Below are 13,581 nucleotides of genomic sequence, written 5' to 3'. Positions count from 1 at the left end.
GTTAACAAATTGGCAGGCCTGCCGGTACGACTTGACTTTCACGTCAAACCGCCCCATGTGGGGTCCAGCCGATGCCTGCTGCCGCGTGAGCAGCCGCGTTTTACGCCCAAGGGTCCGGCACCTCATTCCAGTTTCCCATTCACGCGGGGAGGCTTGCGGGCATCCTCGTATCGCGCCCGCATCCCTGCTGAACGCCGCGCATTGGTCGCGGCCATTGCCTTGCGTCCGATACGGGGGACGGGGCACGAAAGCCTTTGATGGACAACAATACCCGCCGCCCCGCACGCGGCCACAAACCGAAGCCCCGCACCGCGCCCCATTTCGACGCGAACGAAGGCCGTCGGGCGCCCGCGCGCGAACCGCTGCCCACTGGTCCCTTTGCGGACATGGGCATCGACCACCGCATCAACGCCAATATCGCCGCCATCGGACTGACCAAGCCCACCCCGATCCAGGACCAGGCGATCCCCGCGATCGTTCAGGGACGCGACGTTCTGGGACTGGCGCAGACCGGCACCGGCAAGACGGCGGCTTTCGGTCTGCCGATGCTGACCCGGCTGATCAATTTCGGCAAGAAGCCCGACCCCAAGACCTGCCGCGCGCTGATCCTGGCGCCAACCCGCGAACTGGCGACCCAGATCGCCACCAATATCGACGCCTATGCCGAAGGCACGCCGATCCGGTCGTTCCGCGTCGTCGGCGGCGCATCCATCAACACCCAGACCGAGCGTCTGTCGCGTGGCGTCGATGTGCTGATTGCCACCCCGGGCCGTCTGATGGACCTGATCGAGCGCCGCGCGATCAGCCTCGAGGCCACCACCTATCTGGTGCTGGACGAGGCCGACCAGATGCTGGACATCGGGTTCATCCATACCCTGCGCAAGATCGCCCGGATGCTGCCCAAGGAACGCCAGACGCTGATGTTCTCGGCCACCATGCCGAAGCTGATGTCGGAACTGTCGGATACCTATCTGACCGACCCGGTCCGGGTAGCCGTGAACCCTCCGGGGCAGGCGGCCAAGCAGATCGAGCAAGGCGTGCATTTCGTGGGCCAGGGCGACAAGGCAACCCTGCTGGCGGAATACCTGTCCAAGCACACGGATGAACTGGCCATGGTCTTTGGCCGCACCAAGCATGGGTGCGAGAAGCTGGCCAAGCTGCTGGAGAAATGGGGCTTTGCCGTGGCCGCGATCCATGGCAACAAAAGCCAGGGCCAACGGGAACGCGCGCTTGACGCCTTCCGCAAGGGGCAGACGCGGGTGCTGGTCGCAACCGACGTGGCCGCGCGCGGTCTGGATATTCCCGAGGTCGCGCATGTCTATAACTATGACCTGCCGAACGTGCCGGAAAACTATGTCCACCGGATCGGGCGCACCGCGCGCGCGGGCCGCGATGGCCGCGCCGTGGCATTGTGCGCGCCTGCCGAGGTTGGCGAACTGCGCGCCATCGAGAAGGCCATGAAAGCCGCGATTCCGGTGATCGGCGGTGAGGTTCCGGTGGGTCCGATCCCTTCGGCCCGTCCGCAGGGCGGTCGTGGTTCGGGCATGGGCAAGCCGATGGGTGCGGGCGCAAACAAGCGTCCGGCCCGCCGCCCCTCGCGTCAGCCGAAAAGCCGTATGGCCTGAGGCCGGGGGACTTCACGTCCCCCGGACCCCCTGTGGGATATTTGAATGAAGAAGAAGCCGCCGGGTTCGCGCCCGGCGGCTTGTTCGCAAGCCTTGATGCCGTCCGGGTCCGGCGTTATCTGGCGGCATGGCCAAGCTGTATTTCCATTATTCGACAATGAACGCGGGCAAAAGCACGCTGCTGTTGCAAGCGTCCTATAACTATCGCGAACGGGGGATGGACACGCTGTTGCTGACCGCCGCCCTGGACAGCCGCGCGGGCCGGGGCCGCATTGCCAGCCGCATCGGCATCGGGGACGATGCGCTGACCTTCGACGCGGAAACCGACATGGCCGCGTTGATCGGGGACCGCCCGGGCTGCGCTTGCGTCTTTGTGGACGAGGCGCAGTTTCTGACTCCGGCCCAGGTCTGGCAGCTGGCGCGCGTGGCCGACGACCTGCATATCCCCGTCATGTGCTATGGCCTGCGTGTCGATTTTCGGGGCGAGCTGTTTCCTGGATCGGCAGCCCTTCTGGCCTTGGCCGACGATCTGCGCGAAGTCCGCACCATCTGCCATTGCGGGCGCAAGGCCACCATGGTGATCCGCCGCGACGAAGGAGGCCGCGCGATCACCGAGGGCGCGCAGGTCCAGGTCGGAGGCAACGAGACCTATGTGTCCCTGTGCCGCCGCCACTGGCGCGAGGCCACGGGCAACTGAGCATCAATTCTATTGGAAGCTGTATCGCCCGCGTTGCGACAGCCCTGGCCTTGCTGTAACCATCGGCCCCAAACAGGCAAAGGATCTTCCATGCGCGCGTTCCTGCTGCGGCTTCTCGCCCTTTTGTGTCTGGCCGCCCCGGTGCAGGCGTTCGAAACAAACGCGACATCTGCCTGGGTCTATGACGTGAACACCAGCACCGTGCTGATGTCCAAGAATGCCGAAGCGCCGATCCCGCCCGCATCCATGTCCAAGCTGATGACGCTGTACATGGTGTTCGAGGCGCTGGAGAACGGCCGCCTGAAACTGACAGACACCTTGCCCGTGTCCACGAAGGCCTGGCAGATGGGCGGGTCCAAGATGTTCGTGGAACCCCGCGACACGCCGACGGTGGAACAGTTGATCAAGGGCGTGATCGTGCTGTCCGGCAACGACGCCTGCGTGGTCCTGGCGGAAGGGCTGGCGGGGACCGAGGAAGCCTTTGCCCGCCAGATGACCGAGCGTGGCAAGACCTTGGGCCTGAAGCATTCGGTCTTCAGAAATTCGACCGGCTGGCCTGCCGAGGGCCATGTCATGTCGGCCGAGGATCTGGGGATGCTGGCCATGCACCTGATCCAGGATTTCCCGCAATACTACGGCGATTTTTCCCTGACCGAATTCCGCTATATGGACCGGGTGCCGTCGAACCGCTTCAACCGCAACCCGATCCTGAAGCTGGACATCGGCGCAGACGGCCTGAAGACCGGCCATACGCAGGAAGCGGGCTATGGCCTGGTCGGATCCGCCGTCCAGAACGGGCGCCGGGTGATCTTTGTCATCAGCGGATTGCAAAGCGAAACCGCGCGGGCCGAGGAATCCGAACGCCTTGTCAACTGGGCCTTCCGCCAGTTCAGCATGGAAACCCTGGTGCCTGCCGGGGATACCGTGCTGGAGGCTCCGGTCTGGCTGGGTACCGCGCCCCGGATCGGAATGACCACCAGGGACGGCGTCAACGTGCTGGTGCCCGCCGGATCCAAGGATCAGGTCAAGGTCGAGGCCGTGTACGATTCCCCCATTCCCGCCCCCATCGCCAAGGGCGACCAGATCGGTCGCTTGGTCGTGACCGTCCCTGGCGCGCAGGATGCCATCACCCCCTTGCTGGCCGCCGAGGATGTGCCCGAAGCAGGTTTCGCAGGCCGGATGAAGGGCGCCGTCATGCGCTTGGGCCACAAGGCGGTCGAGGCCGCAGGCCTTTGATGTTCATCAGCTTCGAGGGGATCGACGGCTGCGGCAAGTCCACGCAGGCCCGCCTGCTGGCCGATGCCCTGCGCAGCGACGGCCGCAAGGTCGTCCTGACCCGCGAACCGGGCGGCAGCCCGGGCGCCGAGGAGATCCGACGCCTGCTGGTCGAAGGCGCGGGCGAACGCTGGTCGGCGGAAACCGAATGCCTGCTGTTCACCGCCGCCCGCCGCGATCACCTGGAACGAACGATCCGCCCCGCCCTGGATGCCGGGAACACCGTCATCACCGACCGATTTGCCGACAGCACCCGCGTTTACCAGGGCGCCACGCGCGGCGATCTGCGCGGGCTTGTGGACCGGATGCACGACCTTGCGATCGGGGTCGAGCCTGACCTGACCTTTGTAATCGACCTGGACCCGGAAACAGCCCTTGGCCGGGGCAATGCGCGCGGCGGGGCCGAGGACCGCTTCGAAAGCCTGGGCCTGGATTTCCAGAAACGGCTGGCAGAAGGCTTTCGCGCCCTGGTCCGGGAATTTCCCGCGCGCGTCCGGCTGATCGACGGCAGCGGCAGCGCGGGCGATGTCGCAGCCCGCATCCGGGCCGCGTTGTGAAGGCCGATCCCGACGACATTCCCGAACCCGACCGCGTGCCGGGCGCCCCCCATCCGCGCCACACCGACCGGGTGATCGGCCAGGACAGGGCCATTGCGGAATTCATGGACGCCGCCCAGGGCGGACGCCTGCACCATGCCTGGCTGCTGACCGGCCCGCGTGGCGTGGGCAAGGCCACGCTGGCCTGGGCCATCGCCCGCTGGATGCTGGGGACCGGTTCCTTTGGCACCACCGACACGCCCGAGGCGCGGCGCATCGCCGCCTTGTCCGAACCACGCCTGCATCTGGTCCGCCGCCCCTGGGACGACAAGGCGGGCCGCCTGTCAGCGCAGATAACGGTCGATGAAATCCGGCGGCTGCTGTCATTCTTTCACCTGTCGGCTGCCGAGGGCGGGCGCCGTGTCGCCATCATCGACGCCGCCGACGACATGAACCCCAATGCCGCCAACGCGCTTTTGAAGATATTGGAGGAACCGCCCGCGGACGCGTTGATCCTGATCGTCGCCCATCAGCCTGCGGGTCTTTTGCCGACCATCCGATCCCGTTGCCGCACCCTGCGCCTGCTGCCGCTGGATCCCACGCGGATGGGCAACGTGCTGGCCCATCTGGGAATCGACGACGATGCCGAGGCGCTGGCCGCCTTGTCCGACGGTTCGGTGGGCGAGGCTCTGCGATTGGCGGGCCAGGGAGGCCTTGACCGTTACCAGCAACTGACCGAACTGATGTCCACCCTGCCTCGACTGGACCGTCCTCTGGCTGCCGCCTTTGCCGAGGGTGCGGCGGGGCGTGCGGGGGTCGATGGCGATCCTTTCGACCTGACGATGACGGTGCTGGACCGCTTTCTGGCCCGGACTGCCCGGGCGGGCCTGATGGGTGCCCCCCTGCCCCAGGCCGCGCGGGGCGAGGGCGCGCTGCTGGCCCGCCTTTCCCCCGACGACACGGCAGCGCGCGCCTGGGCCGATGCGCAGGCGCGGCTGTCGGCCCGCGCCCGGACCGGGCGGGCGGTCAACCTTGACCCCGCCGCGCTGGTGATGGATATGCTGATCGAACTGGCGCATCTGCCGCCCGCGCGATCCGCCCCGCCAGCCAAAGGTTGATCCATGTCCCATGAGGCCTTTCAGTCGGCCCCTCCGCCGATCGTCGATAGCCATTGCCATCTGGATTTCCCCGATTTCGAAGGCGAACACGACGCCCTGGTCGACCGCGCCCGCGCGGCAGGCGTTACCCGCATGGTCACGATCTGCACCCGCCTGCGGCAGGAACCCCAGGTCCGCGCCCTGGCCGAACGATACGATGGCGTCTTCTACGCCGCCGGCACCCACCCGATGAGCGTGGCCGAGGAACCGATGGCCACGCTGGACCAGCTTGTCGCCCTGTCGGACCATCCGAAATTCGTGGGGATCGGCGAGACTGGGCTGGATTACCACTATACCGCCGAAAGCGCCGCCCTTCAGGCGGAAAGCCTCCGCATCCATATCGAGGCCGCGCGCCGCACGAGCCTGCCCCTCATTATCCATTCCCGCGACGCTGACGAGGACATGGCCCGGATCCTGACCGAGGAACACCGCGCCGGCGGCTTTGCCTGCGTGATGCACTGCTTCACCTCGGGCGCAGGCTTGGCGCAGACGGCCCTTGACCTAGGCTTCTATCTGTCGATGTCCGGGATCGCGGCCTTTCCCCGTTCAACCGAATTGCGCGCGATCTTTGCTGCGGCCCCGGTGGACCGCCTCCTGGTGGAAACCGACAGCCCCTACCTGGCCCCGCCCCCCCATCGGGGCAGGCGCAACGAACCGGCTTATGTGGCGAAAACCGCGGCCCTCGTCGCCCAGGTCTTTGGCATGGATTACCCCCAGTTCGCCGCCCAGACCTCGGCCAATTTCAACCGTCTGTTCCCGAAGGCGGCCGCATGATCCGGGCAACGATCCTGGGCTGCGGATCCTCGGGCGGGGTGCCCCGGCTGGGGAACCGCTGGGGTGCCTGTGATCCGGCCGAGCCAAGGAACCGCCGCCGCCGCTGTTCGCTGCTGGTGGAACGTCCCGGTCCCGATGGCACAACGCAGGTGCTGATCGATACCGGCCCCGACCTGGTGCCGCAACTGCTGGATGCGAATGTCGCGACGCTGGACGCGGTGGTCTATACCCATGCCCATGCCGACCATATCCACGGCATCGACGACCTGCGGCAGGTGGCCTATAACGCCGGCCGCCTGATCCCCGCCTGGGCCGATATGTCCACCTCGGAACAGCTGCTGGACCGCTTCGGCTATATCTTCAAGACCCCGCCCGGCAGCTATTACACGCCGATCTGCGACCTGCACGTGATCGACGGCCCCATCGTCGTGAATGGCCCCGGCGGTCCGGTCACGCTGATCCCGTTCCGCGTCCAGCATGGCGAGATCACCGCCCTGGGCCTGCGCATTGGCGGGCTGGTCTATCTGCCCGATGTGTCCGATATTCCCCACGCCTCCTGGCCCCTTATCCAAGGGGCCGAGGTCTTTGTTTGCGACGCCCTGCGACCGCAGCCCCATCCCAGCCATGCCCATCTGGCCCAGGCGCTTGACTGGATAGCCCATGCGCAAACCCCGCGCGCGGTGCTGACGAATATGCATATCGACATGGATTACGCCACCGTCGCGGCCACCACGCCCGACCATGTCGTCCCTGCCTTCGACGGCATGGTGATCGAAACGACATCAGATACCCCCGACCATCCCGCCGCGCTATGAGCGCGCTGTTCAACATCATCGTCCCGGTCTTCCTGATCGTGGGCTTCGGCTATCTCGTGGCCTGGCGCGGCATCTTCCGCGAAAGCGCGGTGGACGGGCTGATGGTCTTCGCGCAGAACTTTGCCGCGCCCACGCTGCTGTTCGCGTCGATGTCGCGGCTGGACCTGGGGACCGAGTTCCGCCCCGCACTGCTGCTTCCTTTCTATGTCGGGGCCTTTTCCAGCTTCTTCATCGGCTGGGCCGGGGCCCGCTTCCTGTTCAACCGTCCGCCCATGGATTGCGTGGCGATCGGCTTCGTCTGCCTGTTTTCCAACAGTCTGCTGCTGGGCATTCCGATCATGGAACGCGCCTATGGGCCGGACGCGCTGTCGGGCAACTGGGCGATCATCGCGATCCATTCGCCGCTGTTATACACCTTCGGCATCACCTTCATGGAGTTCACCCGCGCCCGGGGCAGCGGACTGTCAGTGGGCCGGGTTGCCCTGCGCGCGATCACCGGCGTCCTGCGAACGCCGCTGGTGATCGGGATCATGGCGGGCATGGCCATGAACGTGCTGCAACAGGCGGGCCTTGTCATGCCCGAGGGCTTCTGGGCCGCCGTCAACATGATCGCCGCTGCCGCCCTGCCCGCCGCGCTTTTTGGTCTGGGTGGCGTCCTCTACCGTTATCGCCCCGAAGGCGACATGGGCGCCATTGCAATGTGCTGCGCCTGTTCGCTGCTGGTCCATCCGGGCATCGCCTATGCCTTGGGCCGCATCACGGGCCTGGACGATGCGGGCTTGCGATCGGCGGTGATGACCGCCGCCATGGCGCCCGGCGTGAACGCCTACCTGTTCGCCAATCTTTACGGCGCCGCCAAGCGGGTCGCGGCGACCACGGTCCTTGTCGGCACCGCCGTTTCGATCCTGTCGATCTGGATGTGGCTGGCGATCCTGCCCTGACCCGGCCCTTTTGCCTTGGCCCAAATATCCCGCGGGGGTCCGGGGGTGTGAAACCCCCGGCTTTACCTTGGCGTCACGCCCCGGATTCGTTCAGACCGGCGGCGCAGCAGTTCCACCGTGGTCAGCAGCGCGATCGAGAAGATCACCAGCAGCGTCGCCACCGCCAGGATGGCGGGTGAAATCTGCTCGCGGATGCCGTTCCACATCTGGCGCGGAATGGTCTGCTGTTCGGGTCCGGCGATGAACAGCACCGCCACCACCTCGTCGAACGAGGTGACAAAGGCGAACAGCGCGCCGGAAATCACGCCGGGCAGGATCAGCGGCATGGTCACGCGGAAAAAGGTGGTGCGCGGGTTGGCCCCCAGCGACGCCGCCGCCCGGTTCAGCGACTGGTCGAACCCCACCAGCGTCGCAGTCACGGTGATGATGACAAAGGGGATCCCCAGCGTCGCATGGGCCAGGATCACGCCAAGATAGGTGCCGGCCAGCCGCCCGCAATTGGTGGGCAGGCCAACGATGCCCAGCAACTCGCAAGGGTTCGAATAAAAGAAGAACATCCCCGTCGCCGTGATGATCAGCGGCACGATCATGGGCGAGATCAGGATCGCCATGATCGCCCGGCGGAACGGCATCTCGGGGCGCGACAGGCCAAGGGCGGCCAGTGTCCCCAGGACCGTGGCCAGGATCGTCGAAAATACCCCGATGATGATCGAGTTCTTCGCGGCCTTGACCCAGTTGGCGTTGTTCCAGGCATCCGACCAGAAGGCCCAGCCGGTCGCGTCCGGGTTCTGCATCCCAAAGGTCAGCAGGCTGCGATACCACCGGGTGCTGTAGCCTTCGGGGTCAAAGGACAGCATCCGGTCGGTAAAGGTGAAATACGGCTCGGCGTTGAAGGACAACGGGATGATCACCACGATGGGCGCGATCAAGAAAAAGAAGATCAGCCCGCAGATCACCAGATAGGAATAGTGCCAGATGCGCTCCAGCGGGGTTGCATAGGTCGGAACAGCCATGGATCACCCCAGCTTCAGGTTGTCGATGCCGACCATCCGGTCGTACACCCAATACAGCAGCAGGACCGCGCCCAGCAGCAGCGCGGCAAGCGCGGCCGCCATCGACCAGTTCAGCGTATCGGTCATGTGCATCGCGATCATGTTGGAAATCAGCTGCCCCGACGATCCACCCACAAGCGCGGGCGTGATGTAGTAGCCCACGGCCAGGATGAACACCAACAGCGCCCCTGCCCCAAGGCCGGGCAGCGTTTGCGGGAAATAAACCCGGCGGAAGGCCGTCCAGCTTGTCGCCCCCAGGCTGCGCGCCGCCCGGACATAGGACGGGTTGATCGTGCGCATCACCGAATACAGCGGCAGGATCATGAAGGGCAGCAGGATATGCGTCATGGCGATGATCGTGCCGGTCTGGTTATAGATCATCTGCAGCCGCTGGCTGCCCCCGATCACCCCCAGCCAGACCAGGATGTCGTTGATGACCCCCTGCTGTTGCAGCAGCACCATCCAGCTTGTGGTCCGCACCAGAAGCGAGGTCCAGAAGGGCAGCAGCACCAAGATCATCAGCAGGTTCGATTTCCGCATCGGCAGCGTTGCCAGCAGATGCGCGATGGGAAAGCCCAGCAGAAAGGTGGTGGCGGTGATGACAAGCGACAGCCAGAAGGTGCGCATGAACAGCATCACGTAAACCTGCTGGCGTTCCTCGACGGGGGCGATGCTGCCGTCGTCGGCGCGGGTGCGGTCCACCGCGGCCAGATAGAAGTTGCTGGTGACGGGACTGGACGCCTCGCGCATTGCGGACCACAGGGCAGGACTTCCCCAGTCGTCGTTGATGTCCAGCAGGGCCGCCTGATAGGGCGGCTCCAGCCCCCGGCGGACTTGCCTGCCGGTCGAGGTGAACAGCGAACGCGTGCCCGGCACGTCATAGTTGATGCGGGTGCCGACGATGCCGATGGTGCGTGCCTCGGCCGCGGCCTGCAGGTCGGTGGCAAGGGCGGCCCAGGCGGCCTCGTCGGGTTCCGCGCCGCGCGGATTGTCGTCGAACCATTGCGACAGTTGCGGCATATGGGCCGAAAAACCGTCGTTATAGAACGACCGTTGCAGCATCTGCCCGATCGGGACCACGAAGGTGATCAGGATAAAGGCCAGCAGCGGCAGCACCAGCAGAAAGGCGCGGCGGCGTGCGCGCTTTTGCGACCGGGCCAGGGCGCGGACCAACGGCATGCCATCGGTGGTCCGCAGCGCCCCGTCGGTCAGGCCGGTGGCCGTTGTCGCAATGGCTGCGTGCGGATCAAGAGCGTTTGCCATGAATTCCTCAAAGTATCAGGGCCGCCGCCCGGCACCGGCACGGGCGGCGGCAATCATTCTGTCAAGAACCGGCCAGCCAGCTGTTGAAGCGCTCGGTCAGTTCGGAATCGTGGTCGGCCCAGAATCCTGCATCGTTGACCAGGGCGCGCTCGGCATTCTCGGGTGTCGTCGGCAGGTACGGCGCCATTTCCGTGGTGCCGTCCTTGTAGGTGCCGACACTGGCCGAGGCCGATTCGCGCGGCGGACCATAGGCGATGTATTTCGACAGGTCCGCCTGCCGCGTCGGGTCCGAGGCAAAGGCGATGAAGTCCATCGCCACCTCCTTGTTCGGCGCACCCATCGGCACGACCCAATAGTCCATGTCCAGGTTCGCACCATCCCAGACAAAGGCGAAGGGCTTGCCTTCATCGACGATGGCATCGAAGATCCGGCCGTTATAGGCCAGCGTCATCGTCACTTCCTTGTCGGCCAGAAGCTGCGGCGCCTGGGCGCCCGCTTCCCACCAGACGACCTCGTCCTTGATGCTGTCCAGCTTGGCGAAAGCGCGGTCAACGCCCTCGGGGGTGGACAGCACGTCATAGACCTGGTCGGCCGGCACGCCGTCCCCCAGCAAGGCAAATTCCATGACGTATTTCGGCCGCTTGATAATGCCGCGCTTGCCGGGGAATTTCTCGGTTTCGAAGAAATCGGCAACGCTCGTGGGCGCACCGTCCGGGAAGGCTTCGGTATTATAGGCGATGACCGTGGACCACACCATGATCGCCGTTGCGCATTCATGCAGCGCCTGGGGCAGGTAATCCTCGGCCGCCGGGGTGCCGTCCGCCGAGGCAGGCAGGATCGCAGGGTCTATCGGCTCGATCAGGCCCTCGTCGCACAGCCTCAGCACGTCCGACTGCTCGACGTCAAAGACGTCGCTGGTGATGTTGCCCGCCTCGACCTGGGCTTTCAGCGTTGCAGGCGGATTGTCGTTGTCCACCATCGTGGCCTGGATGCCCTTCTCGGCCGTGAAGGGCTTGACGAAGGCCTCGTTCACTGCGGCCCCAAAGGCGCCGCCATAGGTGGTGATGTTGATCGGCCCCTCTTGGGCCTGTGCCGCAACCCCGGACATCAGCGCCAGGGCCGTGCCTGCAATCAGTCGTCTGGTCATGCTTTGCTCTTTCGAAACCCTTGGGTGAAGGCGGCGCCATGCCGGCGCCGCCCGATCAGGAACCAGCCAGCCAGCTGTTGAAGCGTTCAGACAGTTCGGCATCGTGGTCGGCCCAGAATTCCGGGTTGTCCACGACGGCGGTTGTCAGGTGGTCGGGTTCGGTCGGCATATGCGGTGCCATTTCGGTCGTGCCGTCCTGATACATCCCAACCAGCGGCGCCGAGGATTTGCGCGCCGGGCCATAAGCGATGTATTTCGCCTGATCCGCCAAGGGCTGGGTGCCGGTGGCGAACTTCACGTATTCCAGAGCAGCCTCGGGGTTGGGGGCGTCCTTCGGCACGACAAAGGCGTTGATCTCCAGGTACTGGCCGTCCCAGATCACGTCGAAGGGCTTGCCCTCGCCCACCATCGCATCGAAGACACGGCCGTTATAGACGGTGGTCATGGCCACCTCGCCGTCGGCCAGCAGCTGCATGGGCTGCGCGCCGGCTTCCCACCAGACCACGTCGTTCTTGATCGTGTCGAGCTTGGCAAAGGCGCGGTCCACGCCTTCGGGCGTGGCAAGGGTGTCATAGATGTCGTCGGCCGCCACCCCATCGGCGATCAGTGCCAGATACAGCGTCCGCTTGGGCGACTTGGGCAGCCCGCGCTTGCCAGGAAATTTCTCGGTGTCGAAGAAATCGGCGACGGTGGTCGGAGCCTCGCCTTCGAACTTGGTCTTGTCGTAGCTGATCACCGTGCCCCAGACGATATTGCCCACCGCACAGTCACCCAGCGAGCCATCGACGAAATCCTCGGCGGCAGGGGTGCCATCGGCACCTGCGGGCAGATCGGCGGGATCGAATTCCATCAGTGCGCCTTCGTCGCACAGCCGGATCGCATCGGCCATCGCCAGATCGAAGACATCGCCGGTGACATTTCTGGCCTCGACCTGCGCCTTCAGGGGCGTGGCCGGATCGTCGGCTGCGATCATGTTGGCCTTGATGCCGGTCGCCTCGGTGAAAGGCTTGTTATAGGCCTCGACCTGGCTGACCTCATAGGCGCCGCCCCAGGACACGACATTGACCTCTTGCGCCGTGGCCGCAAACGCCATGCCGACAAGGGCGGTGGATAGGACCAGTGTGGTTTTCACGTTCTCGAACTCCCGTTGATGAGGGGTCTTTGCCCCATGTTCTTGGCCCCCTTGGGGCAAGGGGCGGGCATTGGTCTGCCCGCCCCGATCCGGTCAGCTGGCCAGCCAGCTGTTGAAGCGTTCGTTCAGTTCCGCATCGCGATCGACCCAGAATTCCAGGTTGGATCCCAACGCATTGGTCATGTTCGCCTCGGTCGTGGGCAGGTTCGGACCCATGGGCGTGTCCGAGCCTTCGATGTTGCCGACCAGGGCGGCCGCCGACTTGCGCGGCGGACCATAGCTGATGAATTCGGCCGCGCGTGCCTGCGGGGCGGGCGATGTCGTCCAGGCCACGAATTTCAGCGCGTCTTCCAGGTTGTTCGCGCCTTTCGGCACGACCCAGCCTTCCATCTCATAGATCTGGCCATCCCAGATGATCTGGAAGGGCTTGCCTTCTTCCTGGGCTGCGCTGAAGATCCGGCCGTTGAAGGCATAGGCCATCACGACCTCTCCATCCGCCAGCAGTTGCGGCGGCTGGGCACCGGCTTCCCACCAGATCACGTCGTCCTTGATGGTTTCCAGCTTGGCAAATGCCCGGTCCACGCCTTCTGGCGTGCCCAGGATCTCATACACCTCGGCGGCAGGAACGCCGTCGGCCATCAGCGCCAGTTCCAGGTTGAACTTGGCGCCCTTGCGCATGGTGCGCTTGCCGGGAAATTTTTCCAGGTCGAAGAAATCCGCCGGGCTGGCGGGCTTGGCATCCGGGAACCTGCTTTCGTCGAAGGCCAGGACCATCGAATAAACGTCGGTCGCGACAAAGCATTCTGTGATCGCGCCGTCGATGAAATCGTCGGTCGCGGCCGTGCCATCCTGGGCAGCGACCAGGATCGACGGGTCGATTTCCTCCAGCAGCCCTTCATCGCACAGCCGCACCGCATCGGCGTATTCCACCGAGGCCACGTCGGTGGTCACGTTGCCCGCCTCGACCATGGCCTTGATGGGGGTGGCGGGGTTGTCGGCGTCGGCGATGTTCACCTTGATGCCGGTCTCGGCCTCGAAAGGCTTGGCATAGGCCTCGACATGGCTGTTGCCATAGGCACCGCCCCAGGACAGCAGGTTCACATCCGCCAGCGCGGGAAAGGCGACCAAGCCAAGTGCGGTGGTCAGGGCAAGCGTCTTTTTCATCTA

The 13,581-nt window shown here is 65.2% G+C and carries 13 protein-coding genes; 8 read left to right on the top strand and 5 right to left on the bottom strand.

The window, feature by feature from the left end:
• Positions 1 to 386 precede the first annotated feature (386 nt).
• From LZ585_RS05010 to LZ585_RS04975, 8 genes are all read left to right on the top strand, one after another.
• Positions 387 to 1,625: a DEAD/DEAH box helicase gene (locus tag LZ585_RS05010; RefSeq protein ID WP_234855759.1), complete on the top strand. Its 1,239-nt coding sequence runs from the start codon at positions 387 to 389 to the stop codon at positions 1,623 to 1,625.
• Between the two features lie 127 nt (positions 1,626 to 1,752).
• Positions 1,753 to 2,322 (top strand): thymidine kinase, encoded by a 570-nt coding sequence (locus LZ585_RS05005; protein ID WP_234855323.1) that lies wholly within the window; start codon positions 1,753 to 1,755, stop codon positions 2,320 to 2,322.
• A gap of 90 nt (positions 2,323 to 2,412) precedes the next feature.
• On the top strand, positions 2,413 to 3,558 hold the full coding sequence (locus tag LZ585_RS05000; RefSeq protein ID WP_234855322.1) for a D-alanyl-D-alanine carboxypeptidase family protein: 1,146 nt from the start codon (positions 2,413 to 2,415) through the stop codon (positions 3,556 to 3,558).
• Positions 3,558 to 4,154: a dTMP kinase gene (gene tmk, locus LZ585_RS04995; RefSeq protein WP_234855321.1), complete on the top strand. Its 597-nt coding sequence runs from the start codon at positions 3,558 to 3,560 to the stop codon at positions 4,152 to 4,154. The genes LZ585_RS05000 and tmk overlap by 1 nt, the downstream gene beginning before the upstream one ends.
• Positions 4,151 to 5,251: a DNA polymerase III subunit delta' gene (locus tag LZ585_RS04990; RefSeq protein WP_234855320.1), complete on the top strand. Its 1,101-nt coding sequence runs from the start codon at positions 4,151 to 4,153 to the stop codon at positions 5,249 to 5,251. The genes tmk and LZ585_RS04990 overlap by 4 nt, the downstream gene beginning before the upstream one ends.
• Positions 5,252 to 5,254: 3 nt before the next feature.
• Positions 5,255 to 6,064 carry a TatD family hydrolase gene (locus LZ585_RS04985; protein ID WP_234855319.1) on the top strand — a complete coding sequence of 270 codons (810 nt, stop codon included), beginning with the start codon at positions 5,255 to 5,257 and terminating at the stop codon, positions 6,062 to 6,064.
• Positions 6,061 to 6,879, top strand: a complete 819-nt coding sequence (locus tag LZ585_RS04980; protein WP_234855318.1) for an MBL fold metallo-hydrolase — start codon at positions 6,061 to 6,063, stop codon at positions 6,877 to 6,879. Before LZ585_RS04985 ends, LZ585_RS04980 begins: the two co-directional genes overlap by 4 nt.
• Complete coding sequence (locus tag LZ585_RS04975) at positions 6,876 to 7,820, top strand: AEC family transporter (protein ID WP_234855317.1); 945 nt, start codon at positions 6,876 to 6,878, stop codon at positions 7,818 to 7,820. The genes LZ585_RS04980 and LZ585_RS04975 overlap by 4 nt, the downstream gene beginning before the upstream one ends.
• Positions 7,821 to 7,882: 62 nt before the next feature.
• Here LZ585_RS04975 and LZ585_RS04970 read toward each other — a convergent pair whose 3' ends face one another.
• From LZ585_RS04970 to LZ585_RS04950, 5 genes are all read right to left on the bottom strand, one after another.
• Positions 7,883 to 8,833, bottom strand: coding sequence for an ABC transporter permease (locus LZ585_RS04970; protein ID WP_234855316.1), 951 nt, complete (start codon positions 8,831 to 8,833; stop codon positions 7,883 to 7,885).
• Between the two features lie 3 nt (positions 8,834 to 8,836).
• Entirely contained in the window at positions 8,837 to 10,135 is a 1,299-nt protein-coding gene (locus LZ585_RS04965; RefSeq protein WP_234855315.1) for an ABC transporter permease, read from the bottom strand.
• Between the two features lie 61 nt (positions 10,136 to 10,196).
• Positions 10,197 to 11,282, bottom strand: a complete 1,086-nt coding sequence (locus tag LZ585_RS04960) for an ABC transporter substrate-binding protein (RefSeq protein ID WP_234855314.1) — start codon at positions 11,280 to 11,282, stop codon at positions 10,197 to 10,199.
• Between the two features lie 55 nt (positions 11,283 to 11,337).
• Complete coding sequence (locus LZ585_RS04955; protein WP_234855313.1) at positions 11,338 to 12,414, bottom strand: ABC transporter substrate-binding protein; 1,077 nt, start codon at positions 12,412 to 12,414, stop codon at positions 11,338 to 11,340.
• A 93-nt stretch (positions 12,415 to 12,507) separates the two neighbouring features.
• On the bottom strand, positions 12,508 to 13,578 hold the full coding sequence (locus tag LZ585_RS04950) for an ABC transporter substrate-binding protein (protein WP_234855312.1): 1,071 nt from the start codon (positions 13,576 to 13,578) through the stop codon (positions 12,508 to 12,510).
• Positions 13,579 to 13,581: the final 3 nt, after the last annotated feature.

The sequence above is a fragment of the Paracoccus everestensis genome (assembly GCF_021491915.1).
Lineage (GTDB): Bacteria > Pseudomonadota > Alphaproteobacteria > Rhodobacterales > Rhodobacteraceae > Paracoccus > Paracoccus everestensis.
Note: the sequence above shows the minus strand (reverse complement) of the source record. Positions and strands in the feature narration are given on the sequence as shown.